Annotated in this window: 12 protein-coding genes; 4 read left to right on the top strand and 8 right to left on the bottom strand. The window is 63.9% G+C overall.

Translation table 11 applies throughout. The features are described from left to right. Positions 1-50 precede the first annotated feature (50 nt). From F3H95_RS12015 to F3H95_RS12005, 3 genes are read left to right on the top strand one after another with little or no spacing between them, the layout of a single operon-like run. Positions 51-2,282 carry an iron ABC transporter permease gene (locus F3H95_RS12015; RefSeq protein WP_149746142.1) on the top strand — a complete coding sequence of 744 codons (2,232 nt, stop codon included), beginning with the start codon at positions 51-53 and terminating at the stop codon, positions 2,280-2,282. Then, on the top strand, positions 2,279-3,340 hold the full coding sequence (locus F3H95_RS12010; protein ID WP_149746141.1) for an ABC transporter ATP-binding protein: 1,062 nt from the start codon (positions 2,279-2,281) through the stop codon (positions 3,338-3,340). The genes F3H95_RS12015 and F3H95_RS12010 overlap by 4 nt, the downstream gene beginning before the upstream one ends. Before the next feature lie 32 nt (positions 3,341-3,372). Continuing rightward, a complete protein-coding gene (locus tag F3H95_RS12005) occupies positions 3,373-4,185 on the top strand; it encodes an inositol monophosphatase family protein (RefSeq protein ID WP_142881204.1) in 813 nt (270 codons plus the stop codon). Between the two features lie 68 nt (positions 4,186-4,253). On the opposite strand, the gene F3H95_RS12000 is transcribed toward F3H95_RS12005, so the two are convergent. The 8 genes from F3H95_RS12000 to F3H95_RS11965 all read right to left on the bottom strand — a co-directional run bounded on the left by F3H95_RS12000 (position 4,254) and on the right by F3H95_RS11965 (position 13,765). Continuing rightward, positions 4,254-5,696, bottom strand: a complete 1,443-nt coding sequence (locus F3H95_RS12000) for a M20 family metallopeptidase (RefSeq protein WP_244617993.1) — start codon at positions 5,694-5,696, stop codon at positions 4,254-4,256. Between the two features lie 115 nt (positions 5,697-5,811). Then, on the bottom strand, positions 5,812-7,356 hold the full coding sequence (locus F3H95_RS11995) for an ABC transporter substrate-binding protein (protein WP_149746139.1): 1,545 nt from the start codon (positions 7,354-7,356) through the stop codon (positions 5,812-5,814). 38 nt (positions 7,357-7,394) lie between these two features. Continuing rightward, positions 7,395-8,264 carry a serine hydrolase gene (locus tag F3H95_RS11990; protein WP_149746138.1) on the bottom strand — a complete coding sequence of 290 codons (870 nt, stop codon included), beginning with the start codon at positions 8,262-8,264 and terminating at the stop codon, positions 7,395-7,397. Positions 8,265-8,266: 2 nt separating this feature from the next. Next, complete coding sequence (locus tag F3H95_RS11985; protein ID WP_149746137.1) at positions 8,267-9,895, bottom strand: ABC transporter ATP-binding protein; 1,629 nt, start codon at positions 9,893-9,895, stop codon at positions 8,267-8,269. Next, a complete protein-coding gene (locus tag F3H95_RS11980; RefSeq protein ID WP_149746136.1) occupies positions 9,892-10,710 on the bottom strand; it encodes an ABC transporter permease in 819 nt (272 codons plus the stop codon). The genes F3H95_RS11985 and F3H95_RS11980 overlap by 4 nt, the downstream gene beginning before the upstream one ends. Next, a complete protein-coding gene (locus F3H95_RS11975; protein WP_149746135.1) occupies positions 10,707-11,651 on the bottom strand; it encodes an ABC transporter permease in 945 nt (314 codons plus the stop codon). Before F3H95_RS11975 ends, F3H95_RS11980 begins: the two co-directional genes overlap by 4 nt. A 172-nt stretch (positions 11,652-11,823) precedes the next feature. Further along, positions 11,824-12,738: a LysR family transcriptional regulator gene (locus tag F3H95_RS11970; protein WP_149746231.1), complete on the bottom strand. Its 915-nt coding sequence runs from the start codon at positions 12,736-12,738 to the stop codon at positions 11,824-11,826. 49 nt (positions 12,739-12,787) lie between these two features. Then, positions 12,788-13,765: a LysR family transcriptional regulator gene (locus tag F3H95_RS11965; RefSeq protein ID WP_149746134.1), complete on the bottom strand. Its 978-nt coding sequence runs from the start codon at positions 13,763-13,765 to the stop codon at positions 12,788-12,790. 40 nt (positions 13,766-13,805) lie between these two features. On the opposite strand from F3H95_RS11965, the gene F3H95_RS11960 reads away from it, so the two are divergent. After that, positions 13,806-15,155: an MmgE/PrpD family protein gene (locus F3H95_RS11960; protein WP_149746133.1), complete on the top strand. Its 1,350-nt coding sequence runs from the start codon at positions 13,806-13,808 to the stop codon at positions 15,153-15,155. Positions 15,156-15,265 lie beyond the last annotated feature (110 nt).

The following is a 15,265-nucleotide window of genomic DNA, read 5'->3' as shown; positions in this document are numbered from 1 at the left end:
GGCGACCGTGTCCGGCCCGCTTTTTCCTGATTTCGAACGTGAGGTTGACCATGAGACATGGCAATCGCAGGCTGGACATTGTCCTGGCGCTGGGCGCTGCGGCCCTGATCCTGCTGCCCTGGTACCGCATCGACAGCGGCTTCTTCGGCCTTGGCTGGCTTTCCGGCTTTCCCTTTTCGTCGCAGGCGGCACCGGCCGTTCTGCAGATCATGTTCCATGGCCACCCCTGGCTTCTGGGAGCCCTCGTCTTTTTCCTCGTCGGCCTTGCCGCCCGTCTGGTCGATCGGCCGAGGCAGCGGGGCACAATTCTTGTTGTCGCAGGCTCCCTCGGTCTCGGTTACCTCACGCTGCAGGGTCTTGCCATCGGCTTTACCGGCTGGACGTGGGGCATCACGGAACGGCTGTTCGGACAACTTTCGGACGGTCAGCCCTCGATGGGGGCAGGAGCGGTCACGCTTGCCACCGTCTTTGTGCTGATACTTGCCTTCGGTCTTGCCGAGCGCGGCTTCATGAAGGGCGACGCCTTCATCGTCTCGTGCATCTCGCTGCTGATCTTCCTTGTCGGCGTTTTCGTCTTCTATCCGATCGGCAGCATGATGGTCGCGGCGGTGCAGGATATTGATGGCTCCTTCAATCCCACAGGCCTTTTGCGCAATCTGCGCGATCCCTCGATCTGGAGCCTCGACTGCGTGATCGGCGCCGGCCGATGCGGTGTCGCCTGGCGAACCTTTTTCCTCGCCCTCATGACGGCGAGCGGCTCGACGCTGCTTGGTCTTGCTTTCGCGCTCGTCGCCACGCGCACCCGTTTTCCCTTCAAGAAGGGGCTTCGCCTTCTGACGGTGCTGCCCATCATCACGCCGCCCTTCGTCATCGGGCTTGCACTGACACTTCTGTTCGGGCGGGCGGGTGTCGTCACCGAAGTGATTTCCAACCTGTTCGGCGTCGAACCGGGCCGCTGGCTCTACGGCATGACCGGCATCTGGATTGCGCAGGTGCTGTCCTTCACACCGATCTCCTTTCTCGTGCTGATCGGTGTCGTGGAAGGGGTCAGTCCCTCGATGGAGGAGGCGTCGCAGACGCTTCGCGCTGACCGCTGGCGCACCTTCTGGCGGGTGTCCCTGCCGCTGATGACGCCCGGCCTTGCCAATGCCTTCCTCATCGGTTTCATCGAAAGCATGGCGGACTTCGGCAATCCTCTGGTGCTGGGGGGCAGCCATGGCGTTCTGTCGACCGAAATCTTCTTCTCCGTGGTCGGCTCGCAGAACGATCCGTCGCGGGCGGCGGTTCTGGCCATCGTGCTGCTCTGCTTCACCCTGACGGCCTTTCTCGCGCAGCGCTTCTGGCTGTCGGGCAAGAATTTTGCCACGGTGACGGGCAAGGGGGATAGCGGCGCCCACATAGCCCTGCCGCGTTCGCTTTCTGTCGCGGTGCATGCCATCGTGATCCCGTGGATGGCATTCACGGTCGTCATCTACGGCATGATCCTCGTCGGCGGCTTCGTGAAGACCTGGGGTCTCGACAATAGCCTGACCGTTGAGCATTACGTCCGCGCCTTCTCTGTCGGGATGCACAATGGCTCGATCGCCTGGACCGGCGTGGCCTGGAATTCCTTCTGGACGACCATGGAGATCGCACTGATCTCCGCGCCGCTGACGGCCGCCGTCGGCCTGCTGACCGCCTACATCATCGTCCGGCAGAAGTTTGCGGGGCGCAACCTGTTCGAATTTGCCCTGATGATGAGCTTCGCCATTCCCGGCACGGTCATCGGCGTCAGCTACATCATGGCGTTCAACCTGCCGCCGCTGGAAATGACGGGCTCGGCGCTCATTCTCATTGCCTGCTTCGTCTTCCGCAACATGCCGGTCGGTGTGCGAGGCGGCATTGCAGCCATGAGCCAGCTTGACAAGAGCCTCGATGAGGCGTCGCTGACGCTGAGGGCCAACAGCTTCCGGACCATTCGCCTGATCGTCCTGCCGCTGCTGCGCCCGGCCATCCGCGCCGCGCTCGTCTATTCCTTCGTGCGGGCGATCACCTCCATCAGCGCCGTCATCTTCCTCGTCAGCGCCCAGTACAACATGGCAACGTCCTACATCGTCGGCCTCGTGGAGAACGGGGAATACGGTGTGGCGATCGCCTATTCCTCCATGCTCATCGTCGTCATGATGGCCGTGATCGGCGGCTTCCAGCTTCTCGTCGGCGAGCGTCGCCTGCGCCGCGAGAACCGCGTGGCGGGCCTGAAGGACACGCCTTCCATTCCCCTTGCTCAGGAGAAAACCGCATGATCAACGTCAAGCCGGGTTCCGTCGTCTTTGAAAATGTCAGCAAGACCTTCGGTGCCTTCACCGCCATCCCCGATCTCTCGCTCACCATCGAGCCCGGCACGCTGGTCACGCTGCTTGGCCCTTCCGGCTGCGGCAAGACGACCACGCTGCGCATGCTGGCCGGCCTGGAACATCCGACCTCCGGCCGGATTCTGATCGGCGGCAAGGACGTCACCATGCTGCCCGCCAATGAGCGTGATGTCTCGATGGTCTTCCAGTCCTACGCGCTGTTTCCGCACATGAGCGCGCTGGACAACGTGGCTTACGGGCTGCAGTCCTCCGGCCTTCGCAAGGCCGAGGCGCGCGAGAAGGCGGAGGAGGGGCTTAAACTTGTCGGCCTCGCCGGCATGGGACATCGCCTTCCGGCCGAACTGTCCGGTGGCCAGCAGCAGCGCGTGGCGGTTGCCCGGGCGCTGGTTCTGGAGCCGCAGGTTCTGCTGCTCGATGAACCGCTGTCCAATCTCGATGCGCGCCTGCGTCGGCGCGTGCGTACCGAAATCCGCGATCTCCAGCAGAGGCTGGGCTTCACGGCCGTCTATGTAACGCATGACCAGGATGAGGCGCTGGCCGTTTCCGACCGGATCATCGTGATGAAGGACGGTGCGATTGCCCAGGCCGGCGCGCCACGCGACCTGTACGAATTTCCCGCATCCGCCTTCATTGCCGACTTCATGGGAGAGGCGAATGTCATCGCGTGCGAAGTCGTCGGTCAGGAGGGAGAGGAGGCGCTGGTGCGGGTCGCCGGTATCGATCATCGGGTAGCAAGCCGTCATGCGCGTCCCGGCAGCGCCAAGCTCGCCGTCCGGCCGGGAGCGATCCGCATCGGCGCGTCTGGCGGGCCGGGCATTCCCGGTCGCATTCTCCATTCGGCCTATCTCGGCGGGCATGTCGAATATGAGGTGGAAACGGCTGTCGGAACGCTTTTCATCGTCGATCACGACATGACGGAAGGGCTGCCCGCTGCCACGGATGTGACGCTCGACCTCAAGAAACGCGGCATCGCATTGATTGCTGCATGACATTTCCAGCAGTGAAGGACAGGAAAAGGGACATGACAGGACAGAATGACGGCCTCGAACAACGCTTCGAACGGGCAAGGGCGTTGGCGGTCGAGGCCGGGGCCATGGCGCTCGATTACTTCAACCGGCGCGACAGCCTGGTGATCGAAACGAAGCGCGACCCGCAGGATGTGGTGTCGATTGCCGACCGCAATGTCGAAACGCTTCTGCGTGAGCGTGTGGCTGCCGCCTTTCCGGATGACGGGTTCCTGGGCGAGGAACACGGTTTCAGGGAAGGCCGGTCCGGTTACACCTGGGTGGTGGATCCCATCGATGGAACGGCTCCCTTCGTCAACGGCATGCCGAGCTGGTGTGTCTCCATCGCGGTTCTCCGTGATGGCCTGCCGGTCATCGGCGTGATCCAGGTGCCCTGCATGGACGAACTCTATGCTGCGGCCGAAGGTAAGGGGACGACGCTCAATGGTCAGGTGCTGCGGCTCGATCCCGCGCGCAATCTCCAGAATGCGCTGACGGGGATCGGCTGCAACAACTATGTCACGGCCGAGCGGGTGGGCCGCATCGTGGCGGATCTGATGGAACAGGGCGGCAGCTTCATCCGCAACGGTTCCGGTGCACTGATGCTTGCCTATGTCGCGGCCGGGCGTCTCGTCGGCTACTACGAACCGCACATGCGCGCCTGGGATTGCATGGCGGGTTTCTGCCTGGTGAAGGAAGCCGGTGGCGCGTTCATGCCCTATCCGGCCGAGGGCGAGGAATTGTTTACCGGCAAGCCGGTGCTCGCCAGCAACACCTCCTGCTATGGTGACCTTCTGGCCCTGCACGAGCGGACGGCGGCAACGGTCTGAGGCCGGTGCCCGAAGGGCCGTGTGCTGCGATGCAAGGCCCGGACGCCCGCGACGTCCGGGCTTGTTTTTCAGGCGACATCCGGCTGGATATGGTCCGGGATCGGGCAGACATAGGGTTCCTGGCTGATCTTTTCGGACCATTCCGCCTGGACCTTTGCCAGCAGAGCCGGCGAGGTCAGCAGATCGAGGCCGGTGGTCGCCAGTGCCTTGGCGGCGTGGATCATGGCCTTGTGGGCGCTGGGGCTGCGTCCCTGCGCCACGACCTGCCAGGTATGCGGATTGGTGCCGATGGCCCAGGTCGGAGCCCAGCACTGTGCGGTCGGTGTCACCCGGCTGACGTCGCCGACATCGGTGGAGCCGGCGCGGAAATGCGAGCGACCCTCGAAGTCGCGCAGGCCGAGATGCAGCGGAGTTGATCCGTCGATCTTCTCGTTGGAGAAGACGTCGCGGTCGATCTGGTAGAGCCGGAGACTGCTTCTGATGGCTTCACGCGTGAAGGTTGCCTGGATCCTGCGGGCAAAATCGAGATCGGCCTCATCGAAGGGAACGGGACCAAGCGATACCAGATTGGCGTGGATCGCCGCTTCCAGCGCCAGATTCGGCAGCAGGTTGGTGGCGGCCGTGTCAAACACGATCTCGACTTCTGTTCCGGTCATCATGGCGGCACCCTGCGCCACCTGGTTGACCCGCTCGGCAAGCGCCAGCGCCTGCGACATTTCGGGAGCACGCACCAGATAGAGGACCTCGGCCCTGGCCTGCACGACATTGGCCGCCCGTCCGCCGGCATCGGTGATGGCATAGTGCACCCGGCAATCCTGCGGCATGTGCTCGCGCAGGAAGTTGACGCCGACATTCATCAGTTCGACGGCATCAAGCGCAGAACGACCGAGATGGGCTGCATTGGCGGCATGGGCGGCCATGCCCTTGAACCGGTAGTAATATTCGAGAACGGCGAGATTGTTGGTCGAGCGCACCCCGTTGAAGGGTGCCGGATGCCAGGTGAGCGCGGCATCGACATCGGCAAATGCGCCCGCGCGCACCATGAAGGTCTTGCCCGAGCCCCCTTCCTCGCCGGGGCAGCCGTAGTAGCGCACGGTTCCCGGCAGCTTGTGTTCGGCGAGATGCCGCGCCAGCGCGATGGCGGCGAGAAGCGATCCGCAGCCGAGAAGATTGTGGCCGCAGCCATGGCCGCTGGCGCCGGGTGTCTGCTCCGCCGGATAGTCTACATCCGGCTCCTGGCTCATGCCCGCCAGTGCATCATATTCACCGAGAAAGGCGATGACCGGCTTGCCCTCGCCGAATTCGCCGATGAAGGCGGTCTTCATGCCGGCAATGTCCTGGCGCACCGAAAAGCCGTTCTGTCTGAGCGCCCCGATCAACAGGTCGACGGAGCGGAATTCCTGGAACTTCAGTTCGGCAAAATCCCAGATCCGGTCGCTGAGCGTCACGATGTCGGGTGCAAGGCTGTCGATGGATTGGGTCAGCGCGTGGAGGGCGGGCATGTCGGGCATGATGCATCCTTGGGGAGACGGGATGGCGGGGAGCGGGGAAAGCAGGCTGTTGGCCCATCCGGACAGGCGGATGAGTGCCGCCTGACGGTTGCGGCACCCGCATTTTTCGAGAGGCTTACTTGTCGAAGGAGACTTCCCAGAGCCGCGCATTGGACTGCCAGACGGGCTGTCCCTTCAGCGATTTCGCCGCACCCCAGACATCGACCATGTCGTAGAGGAAGATGCCCGGCATATCCTGCAGCATGAGTTCATGGAACTCGTCGAAGATCGCCTGCCGCTTCTTGCCGTCGATTTCCGTGTAGGCGGCCTTCATCAGCGCGATCGCCTTCGGATTGTCCCACATCAGGGAGGCGTTCTTGTCCTTGTCGCCGGTGTAGAAGCTGTACATCAGCGCGGGATCGAGACGCGGGGCCACCGATTGCGAGATGATCTGGTAGTTGCCGGAGCGGCGGCGGTCCACCTGCGTGGCATAGTCCAGCACCTCGATCTGCACGTTGAGGCCAATCTGCTGCAGCATCGCCTGGGCGATGACGGCAGCGGGGAAGCTCGGGACATTGCCGCGCTTGTTGGCGATGATGCTGATCGGTTCGCCCTTGTAGCCGGAGGCCGCCAGTTCCTTCTTCGCGGCGGCCAGATCATGCGGCAGGCGCTTCTTCTGGATGTCGCTGAAATAAACCGAGTCCGACGAGACCATCGAGCCGTTCGGCTTGCCGGTTCCGTTCGATGCGGCGGCCACCAGCTCGTCGAGATCGAGCGCCATGGCCATGGCGCGGCGAACGCCCGGCTTGCCGAGCACCGGATCGCGGGTCTGGATGTAGAACAGGTTCTTGCCGTTGTTCTGGGAGATGATGACCTTGGTCTTTTCGCTCTTTTCGAATTCCGGGATGAGATCGGGGGAAATTTCCGCCGTGTCGAGCACGCCCGATTGCAGGCCGGCCTTCACCGTGGAGGCATCCGGAATGACCATGAACTTGATGCCATCCACCAGCGGCCGCTTGGAGCCCACCATGCCATCCGGCTTGCCGTCATTGGCCGGCGAGACATAACCGGCAAACTTGCTGAGGTGGATGTATTCCCCCTTCTTCCATGCGTCCCACTGGAAGGGACCGGTGCCGATCGGCTTGTCGAACGAACCGTCAGCCGCCAGCGATTCCCGCGCAATGATGCCGGTATAGCCGCATTCCGGGCGGGCCATCAGGCCGAGGAAGACGGCAGAAGGCTTTTCCAGCGTCATCACCACCGTCGCGGCATCGGTTGCCTGGATACCGGTCACCTTCACCGTGCCGCTGCCATCGAAGTCCTTGATGCAGGTCCATTTGGTGGCCGGATCCATGTAGCGGTTCCAGTTCCAGACAACCTCGTCGGCGGTGAGGGCCTTGCCATTGTGGAATTTCACGTCCGGGCGCAGCTTGAAGGTGTAGGTCAGGCCATCGGCGGACATGGCAATGCTTTGCGCCAGCAGCGGCTTCACTTCGCCATTGTTGGCATAGCCCACCAGCCCCTCGACGATGTGAAGGATCACGCCGTCGGTATTGCCGTCACGGTTGACGCCGGGATTGTTGCTGCGCAGATCCGAACTCTGGGCAATGACAATGTCGCGGGCGACGGAGGCCGAGGTCAGCGCCATCAGGATGGTGCCGGCCAGAAGTAAGCTTTTCATGTGTTCTACCCTCTCTGTTGTTCGTTGTTCCGGAAATGTCAGGCGTGAAAGCCATCCCAGCAGATGCGGGACAGGCGGCCGATGGTTTCGAGCGACAGCGTGTAGCCCGGTGTTCCATCCGCCATTTCCTGGGGCACCGCGTCGGTGAAGGCGGCGATGATGTAGAAGGGCTTTCCGTCGCGGTAGACGATGCCGGCATTCATGCGTCCGCGCTTGCCGGTGCCGCCCTTGTGCGCGACCACGGTGCCGAAGGGGAGGCGGGACGGAATGGCATAGCGCAGGATCTGGTTTTTGAGCGTCTGCAGGGCATAGGCCGCAAGCTCTGGCGTCACGCCGAGCCGTTCGGCTGCGGCAGCCGAGGTCTGCGCGTCGAGGATCCACTCAAGCAGCAGCATCTGGTCGCGCGCGGTGGTGGTGGTTACCGATTTCAAGGCGTGATCGGGCGACAGGGCGAGCGGCGGGATGAGAAAACGGTGATGCGTGCCCCTCATTCCGATCGCCTGGCAGTAGGCGTTCACTTCCTCCAGCGTCAGGCGTTCGAAAACCATCTTGGTGCAGACATTGTCGGAGAGCACCATCATGCCGGTGATGGCATCGCGCAGCGAAATCACGATGCCGGGCGTCAGGTAGCGGAACATGCCGCTTGCCACCTCTTCGGCGAAGCGCGCCTCATAGGTAATGCGCTCATCGAGATCGAGCCTGCCCTCGCGGACGGCTTTCAGCGCCGCCATCATGATCGATGTCTTGCGGGTGCTGGCGGACGGGGTTTCCTCATCCGCGCCACGCTCGAAGGTTTCGCCGGTGACAAGATTGCGGATGGCAAAGCGCGTGACGAAGGGTTGCGCGTCGCAGACCGCATTCAGCCGTTCGGCCACGGCGGTGTTCTCGATGGTTGTGGTATCGGTCATGGTCAGGTCTCCAGGCGCCACTTCAGGCGGACGCCGCCGGTCTCGTTGAGATCGAGTGCGGGAATGGCCGAGAGCAGGCGGCGGGTGTAAGCCTGCTTCGGCGTGTCGAAGATCGTGTCGCGGTCGCCTTCCTCGATGATGCGCCCGTCCTGCATCACCACCACACGGTCCGCCACCTGTTCGACCACGCCGAGATCATGACTGATGAACAGGCAGGAAAAGCCGTAGCGCTTCTGCAGGTCGGAAAAGAGCGTCAGCACCTGGGCGCGAACGGTGACGTCCAGCGCCGAGACCGGCTCGTCGGCGATGAGGAAGCGGGGCCGACGGGCGATCGCGCGGGCAATCGCCACGCGCTGCCGCTGGCCACCGGACAGTTCATGCGGATAGCGCAGCGCATAGTCGGCGCCGAGCCCGACCTCCTCCAGCGTCTCATAGGCCCGCTTCCTCTTGGCGGCCCTGTCGATGCCGGGCACCAGACGCAGGGCCTCCTCCACCAGCGAAAGGATCGTCATGCGCGGGTCGAGCGACGAATAGGGATCCTGAAACACCATCTGGCAATTGCGGCGGTAGTCCTGCCAGTCGGCATCCCGCCGCCGCCCTTCGAACAGGATCTCGCCGCCGCTTTCCCGCACGAGGCCGGCGATGGTGCGTCCGAGCGTGGTCTTGCCGGAGCCCGAGCCGCCGACCAGCGCCACCACTTCGCCGGCATGAATGTCGATGGAGACCCCATGCAGGGCCCGCTTGGGCGCCCCCTTCTTGAGAAGCGACTTGCGGCCGGGATAGTCCACCACGATGTTGCGCGCCGAGACAACCGGCGCCGAGGCGGTCTCGATCGTTCGCGCCGCACCGCGGATCGGCAGAGAGGAGAGCAGCCTGCGGGTATAGGGGTGCTGCGGCCGTTCGAGGATGTCCTCGGTGTTGCCGGCCTCGACGATCCGGCCCTTTTCCATGACGACGATGCGGCTTGTGTAGCGGGCCACCATCGGCAGGTCATGGCTGATCAGAACCACCGCGGTTCCTTCCGCCTGCGTCAGTTCCACCATCAGTTCCATGACGTCGCGCTGCACGACGGCATCGAGCGCCGTGGTCGGTTCGTCGGCGATCAGCAGGGCCGGCTTCAGGAGCATGACGGAAGCGAGCATGATGCGCTGGCGCATGCCGCCGGAAAACTCGTGCGGATAGGCGGTCAGCGCCCCTTCCGGATCGCGGATGCCGACGCGGTGCAGCATGGCGAGGATCTTGGTGCGTCGCTCGTTAGGCGTCGCCCGGCTATGCAGGGCAAGACCTTCCTCCAGCTGCCGCCCGATGGTCATGGACGGATTGAGCGAGGTCATTGGTTCCTGGAAGACGAGACCGATTTCGGCGCCGCGCATGCTGCGCAGATCCTTGTCGCTCATGGCGGTCACGTCACGGCCCTTGAAGATGATCTCCCCGGCTGTCTTGCGGATCACCGGCGGTAGCAGCGAGACGAGTGCCCGTGTCGCCAGCGATTTGCCCGAGCCGCTTTCGCCGACGATGCCGAAGATCTCGCCGGGCGCCACGTCGAAGCTGACATCGTTGACGACGGTGGCGCTGCGGCGGGCGATCTCGAGCGAGAGATTTTTGACGCTGAGAAGCTTTTCCTGTGTCATTTCAAACCTCTCATGCGGGGGTCTAGCCTGTCGCGCAGCGCATCGCCGAGCAGATTGATGCCGAGCAGGGTGAGCGCGATGCAGAGGCCGGGAAACAGCCCGAGCCAGACCGCCTGTTCGAGGAAGGGCCGGCCGGCCGCCAGCATGTTGCCCCAGGTCGGTGCCGGCGGGGGCACGCCGAGGCCGAGGAAGCTGAGTGCGCTTTCCGACAGGATGGCCCAGCCGAACATGGAGGTGGCGAGGACGGTGATCGGTGCCAGGCAGTTGGGCAGGATATGCCGCAGCATGGTGTAGATCTCGCCGTTGCCCATCACCCGTGAGGCTTCGATGAACTCCCGCTCGCGCAGCGACAGCACGGCGCCACGCACCACACGCGCCATGGAGGGCGTGTAGGCAATGCCGAGCGCGAAGATGATGCCGTACTGGTTGGCGCCGAACACGGCGAGCAGACCAAGCGCCAGCAGGATGCCGGGAAAGGCGAGAAGCGCATTGTTGATGGCCATGATGACGCCATCGATGACGCCACGGGCATAGCCGCTGATCAGGCCGATCAGGGTGCCGGCGATGACCGCGAGGCCGACCGTCAATCCGCCGATCCAGACACTGGCCTGGGCGCCGATCATCAGGCGGCTCAGGACATCACGCCCGAACTCGTCGGTGCCGAGAAGATGCTGGGCGCCGGGGGCTGCCAGACGCGCGGTGAAGCTGAGCTTCATCGGATCGAAGGGTGTCCAGAACAGGCTGGTGGTTGCGACGATCAGGAGAGCGGCAATCAGGATGCCGCCGATCAGGCCGTTGAGAGACAAGAACTTCATTCGGCCACCACACGCGGATCGAAGAGGGGATAAAGCAGGTCGACGATCAGGTTGACGACCACGTAGGACAGGGCGACCAGCAGCAGGCAGCCCTGGATGACCGGGTAGTCCCGCTGGAAGATGCTGTCGACCATCAGCCGGCCAAGGCCGGGTATCGTGAAGACCGTCTCGATGACGGCGATGCCGCCGAGCAGGTTGCCGAGGATCAGGCCGATCATCGTCCAGGTCGGGCCGAAGGCATTCTTGAAGGCATGCTTCCACAGCACCGCCTGTTCCGAGAGGCCCTTGGCGCGGGCATGGGTAATGTAGTCCAGGCGCAGCACCTCCAGCGTGGAGGCGCGCGCCATGCGGATCAGCACGCCGGATTCGTGGATGACCAGCGTCATGATCGGCAGAACCAGATAGAGCAGTCCGCCCACGATGTTGTCGCCGATCGAGACATAGCCGAGCACCGGCAGCCAGCCCAGTTTCAGGCCGAAGAACAAGAGCAGCAGCAGGCCGAGCCAGAAGGTGGGGATGGACAACAGCACCGTTGCCGTGCCGACAAGGGCAAGGTCGGTGAGGCTGTTCTGCCGCCATGCGGCAATCACGCCGGCGGGAACCGCGACCAGGCTTGCCAGGATGACGGCGACCACCACGATTTCGGCAGACACCATGAAACGTGACAGGACGAGCGGCAGGACCGCTTCCTTGCTGACGATCGAATGGCCGAAATCGCCGCTCAGCACATTGCCGCTCCAGACGAGGAACTGCTGCGGCATGGACTTGTCGAGCCCGAGATCGCTGCGCATCGCGGCGATCTGGTCCGGTGTTGCCATGTCGCCCAGCATCAGGGCGGCCGGATCGCCCGGAATAAAGCGGATCAGCGCAAAGACCGTGACGGCGACGATCACAAGCGTAGGGACCGCCATCAGCAGGCGGTGAAGTATGAAACGTATCATCGGTTCCCCTGAACGCGATTGGCGGGGCCGGATCTGACAAAGTCACCGGCTGTTTATGCCGAGACTATGAAGGTTTACGAAAAATGGCGCAATATTATGCGCTTTTGTCATATGTTGATGCGGATTCCGGGCAGTCTGACCGCCCCTTGCGGCAATCCGCGCGGGCGGTGCTTCAGGTCGCGGAAGTCTGTTGCTGCGAAATGGCGATCTGACGCTTCAGCGCTTCCATCAGCGCCTTGGCAGCCAGAGAGGAGGAGGTGCCGGAAGGCGTCGCCAGTGCGAAATCCTGGGTCGTCACCGGCACGAAGGGCCGTTGCACGATGGGAAGATGGCGATAGAGGTTGGCGAAGAAACTGCTGAGGATCGCCACCCCAAGCCCGTGCGCCACATAGGCGCAGGCCGAACTGTTGGTATGCGTCTCGATCTTGACGTTCTGCTTCACGCCGGCGCGCTGGAAGGTCTGATCGAGCAGCATGCGGGTCGGCCTCTGGCGTCCGATCAGGATCAGCGGCACGCCGCGCAGATCCTTTGGCGTGATCTCCCGGAGGGCGGCGAGCGGATGATCCTCCGGTATCACGCAGACGCCGGTGCCCGTTGCCACGATCTCCATGTCGATGCCGGGCGGAACCTGATCCTCATGGCGGAGGAAGCCGAAATCGATGACCTTCTGTTCCACCAGCCGGGCAATGTTCGAGGTCGTCTCGAAGAAGGTTTCGATGCGAACCGTGGGATAGTCGCGGGCATAATCGACCAGCATGGCGGGCGCGAAATTTTCCCACATGCTGCTCGGCAGGCCAAGGCGCACGACTTCCGGCCCCTTGGCGCCGCTGCGCAGATCCTCCGCCAATCCGGAAAACCGGTTCAGCCCGAGAAGAATGGTCTCGGCATCGCGGGCCAGAATATGCGCTTCCGGCGTCGGGATCAGCCGGCCCTTGTCGCGTTCGAACAGCCGGAGCGACAGATCCGTTTCCAGCTGCTGCAGAAGACGGCTGACGCCGGACTGGCTCAGCCCCATGCTCCTGGCGGTGGCAATCGTCGAGCCGGTGGCCAGCAGGGTTTTCAGCACTTCGAGCTGTCGGAAATTGATCATGGAGCGCGCGGACCTTCATGCCATGCCGTCAAGCGGCCTCTGCCTCTCATGCCCATTCGCGCAGATACTGCAACAGGGGGGCCGCCGATTTCGGCAGCGGCTGCCGGTCCGAGCTGACGATGGCATAGTCGACGCCAAGCGCCGGCTCCAGCGGCACGAAGGCAAGCGGCAGCGTGGCATATTCCCGCGCCAGCAGCGCGCTGACGATGGCGATGCCCAGTCCCTCCGCCGCAAGCGCGCAGGCGCAGCCGACCGAATGGGCCTCGATGGCCGGCCGCTGGCGCAGCCCCTGCCGGTAGAACAGCGCTTCCAGTTCGTGGCGCACGGGCCGCTCGCGGTTCAGCAGGATGAGATCATGCGATTTCAGTTCCGGCACCGTCAGGGCCTGCTGTCCGGCAAGCGGATGGTCCCGGTGCATCACGCAGATGTTGCGCGACGGCATGACGTGCTCCTCGTGCAGGCCGGCGGTGGGGGAGGGCAGCCGGGTGAAGCCCAGATCCGCCTGGCCATCCGCCACCATACGCTCGATCGCCAGATAGTTGCCGGAGGCGATCTCGATTCGCACCGGGCCGTTGTCCGTGAGGAACCGCTTGATCAGGCGCGGCACCAGCGTCACCGAAAGGCTGGCGGGAAAGGCGAGCCGGAGCGGAATTTCCAGCGAACGCCCCTGTTCCAGTTCGCGGGCCGTCACCTTCAGCGCCGTCAGCCGGTCCGAGATCGCGCGGATTTCCGGGCCGAGCTGCAGGCCCTCGCGGGTCATCGACAGCCGGTTCTTATCGCGCTCGAAGAGGCGCACGCCGAGATAGACTTCCAGCTGGTGCAGAAGACGGCTGGCATTGGATTGCGAAATGCCGAGGTCTGCCGCCGCCGCAATGGTGGAGCCGGTTGCGGCAATCGCATCATAGGTCTGGATGTGCTTGACGCTGATCGTGATGTCGTTGTGCTGCCGCATGCCTGCTTCCTCAAACTGAATAGCACCACCCGCAATCTGCATAAGATTGCGCTGTCGGGCATCGCTCCCCATCAATGCGGCCCGGAACAAAGACTTGCAGGGGTTGGATGGAATGGCAACGGTTCTCGATTTGATCGCAGCGCAGGTGGTGTTGCGCAACACGTTTTCCCCCGTCGCGCTGGCGCGGGCACGCGATGCGATCACGGATACGGTGGGCTGCATGCTGGCCGGCGCCGTGGACGCCGCGCCGCAGGCGGTGGCAAGCGCCTTTGCCGGAGACATCGGCGCAGAGGGAGCATCGCCGCTCGCGACCGGCGGCCGCGCATCGCCCCCGCTTGCCGCGCTGGTCAATGCCACGGCGGCGCATTGCCTCGATTTCGATGACAACTTCCATCCGGCCCGCGCCCATGCCTCCGCCGTGCTCGTGCCGGCGCTGCTGGCGGTCGCGACGGCCGATGCGTCGATCTCAGGTTATCAGGTCGTTGCGGCCTATCTTGCCGGCCTCGAGGCGCAGGCCTCGGTTGGCTTCGGGGTCAATCCCTCCCACTACAACAGGGGCTGGCACGGCACCTCGACGGTGGGCTGCATCGGGGCTGCGGCCGGGGTTGCCTGCCTGATGGGGCTCGGTGCGGATCGCGTCGCGCAGGCCATGAGTCTGGCAGCCAGCATGGCCGCCGGCCCCAAAGGGCAGTTCGGAACGGCCGCAAAACCCTTTCATGCCGGCATGGCCGCCCGCAACGCGATCGAGGCGGCAATGCTCAGCCGCGCCGGGCTGACCGGCCGGCTGGATATTCTGGAGCGCCCCCAGGGCTTTCTCGACCTGTTCGGTGGCGATCAGGCGGCCGGCTGGGCGGGTCTGCCCCTGGATGGAGCGCATGTCATCGAAACCCGGGGGCTGGTGGCCAAGCTGCATCCCTGCTGCGCCTCCACGCATCGCGCGATCGATGCCGCCCTCGACCTGCAGAAAGAGCACGGCTTCTCGCTTGACGAGGTCATCCGCATCGAGACGAAAGTGGGCCGGTCCGCCCGCGATAATCTCGCCTATCCTGACCCGGCCGACGAGATGCAGGCGCGCTTTTCGATGCAGTACTGCCTCGCGGTTGCCCTCTTGCAGGGCCGATTGTCATTGTCCGACTTCACACCGGAAGCGGTGTCGAAATCTGCAGTGCGCACGCATATGGCAAAGATTGCCATGGACTCCTACAGTGCCGAGGAAGAGCGCGGTGTCGAGCGTCTGCCACACAAGGTTTCCATCACGCTGCAGGACGCCCGTATCCTGCACGCCGAGAGGCTTCACGCGAAGGGATCGATCGCCTGCCCGCTGACGGATGAGGAAAAGCGGGCCAAGTTCACCGACTGCCTGCGCTGGGCCGGGATCGACGGCGACGACATGCACGGCGTGGTGGCCGGTCTCGGTGATGCTGCCTCCGTCAGAACGGCCATGGAGCAGGTGGCGCGGTAACTGCCGCGCTTCATCTTTCCGATGCAGGCATCATATCCGTCCGCGTGATGGAATTTCGTTCGGGAAAATGGGAACGGTGCCGCCTTGGCGGCGGACGCAATTTCCGCCCG

It is taken from the genome of Rhizobium sp. RU35A (genome assembly GCF_900156005.1).
GTDB lineage: Bacteria > Pseudomonadota > Alphaproteobacteria > Rhizobiales > Rhizobiaceae > Neorhizobium > Neorhizobium straminoryzae.
Note: the sequence above shows the minus strand (reverse complement) of the source record. Positions and strands in the feature narration are given on the sequence as shown.

What these genes read in the sequence shown, in the direction of transcription:
- F3H95_RS12015 (WP_149746142.1), top strand. Translation starts at nt 51, where the DNA reads ATGAGACATGGCAATCGCAGGCTGGACATTGTCCTGGCGCTGGGCGCT.
- F3H95_RS12010 (WP_149746141.1), top strand. Translation starts at nt 2,279, where the DNA reads ATGATCAACGTCAAGCCGGGTTCCGTCGTCTTTGAAAATGTCAGCAAG.
- F3H95_RS12005 (WP_142881204.1), top strand. Translation starts at nt 3,373, where the DNA reads ATGACAGGACAGAATGACGGCCTCGAACAACGCTTCGAACGGGCAAGG.
- F3H95_RS12000 (WP_244617993.1), bottom strand. Translation starts at nt 5,696, where the DNA reads ATGCCCGACATGCCCGCCCTCCACGCGCTGACCCAATCCATCGACAGC.
- F3H95_RS11995 (WP_149746139.1), bottom strand. Translation starts at nt 7,356, where the DNA reads ATGAAAAGCTTACTTCTGGCCGGCACCATCCTGATGGCGCTGACCTCG.
- F3H95_RS11990 (WP_149746138.1), bottom strand. Translation starts at nt 8,264, where the DNA reads ATGACCGATACCACAACCATCGAGAACACCGCCGTGGCCGAACGGCTG.
- F3H95_RS11985 (WP_149746137.1), bottom strand. Translation starts at nt 9,895, where the DNA reads ATGACACAGGAAAAGCTTCTCAGCGTCAAAAATCTCTCGCTCGAGATC.
- F3H95_RS11980 (WP_149746136.1), bottom strand. Translation starts at nt 10,710, where the DNA reads ATGAAGTTCTTGTCTCTCAACGGCCTGATCGGCGGCATCCTGATTGCC.
- F3H95_RS11975 (WP_149746135.1), bottom strand. Translation starts at nt 11,651, where the DNA reads ATGATACGTTTCATACTTCACCGCCTGCTGATGGCGGTCCCTACGCTT.
- F3H95_RS11965 (WP_149746134.1), bottom strand. Translation starts at nt 13,765, where the DNA reads ATGGGGAGCGATGCCCGACAGCGCAATCTTATGCAGATTGCGGGTGGT.
- F3H95_RS11960 (WP_149746133.1), top strand. Translation starts at nt 13,806, where the DNA reads ATGGCAACGGTTCTCGATTTGATCGCAGCGCAGGTGGTGTTGCGCAAC.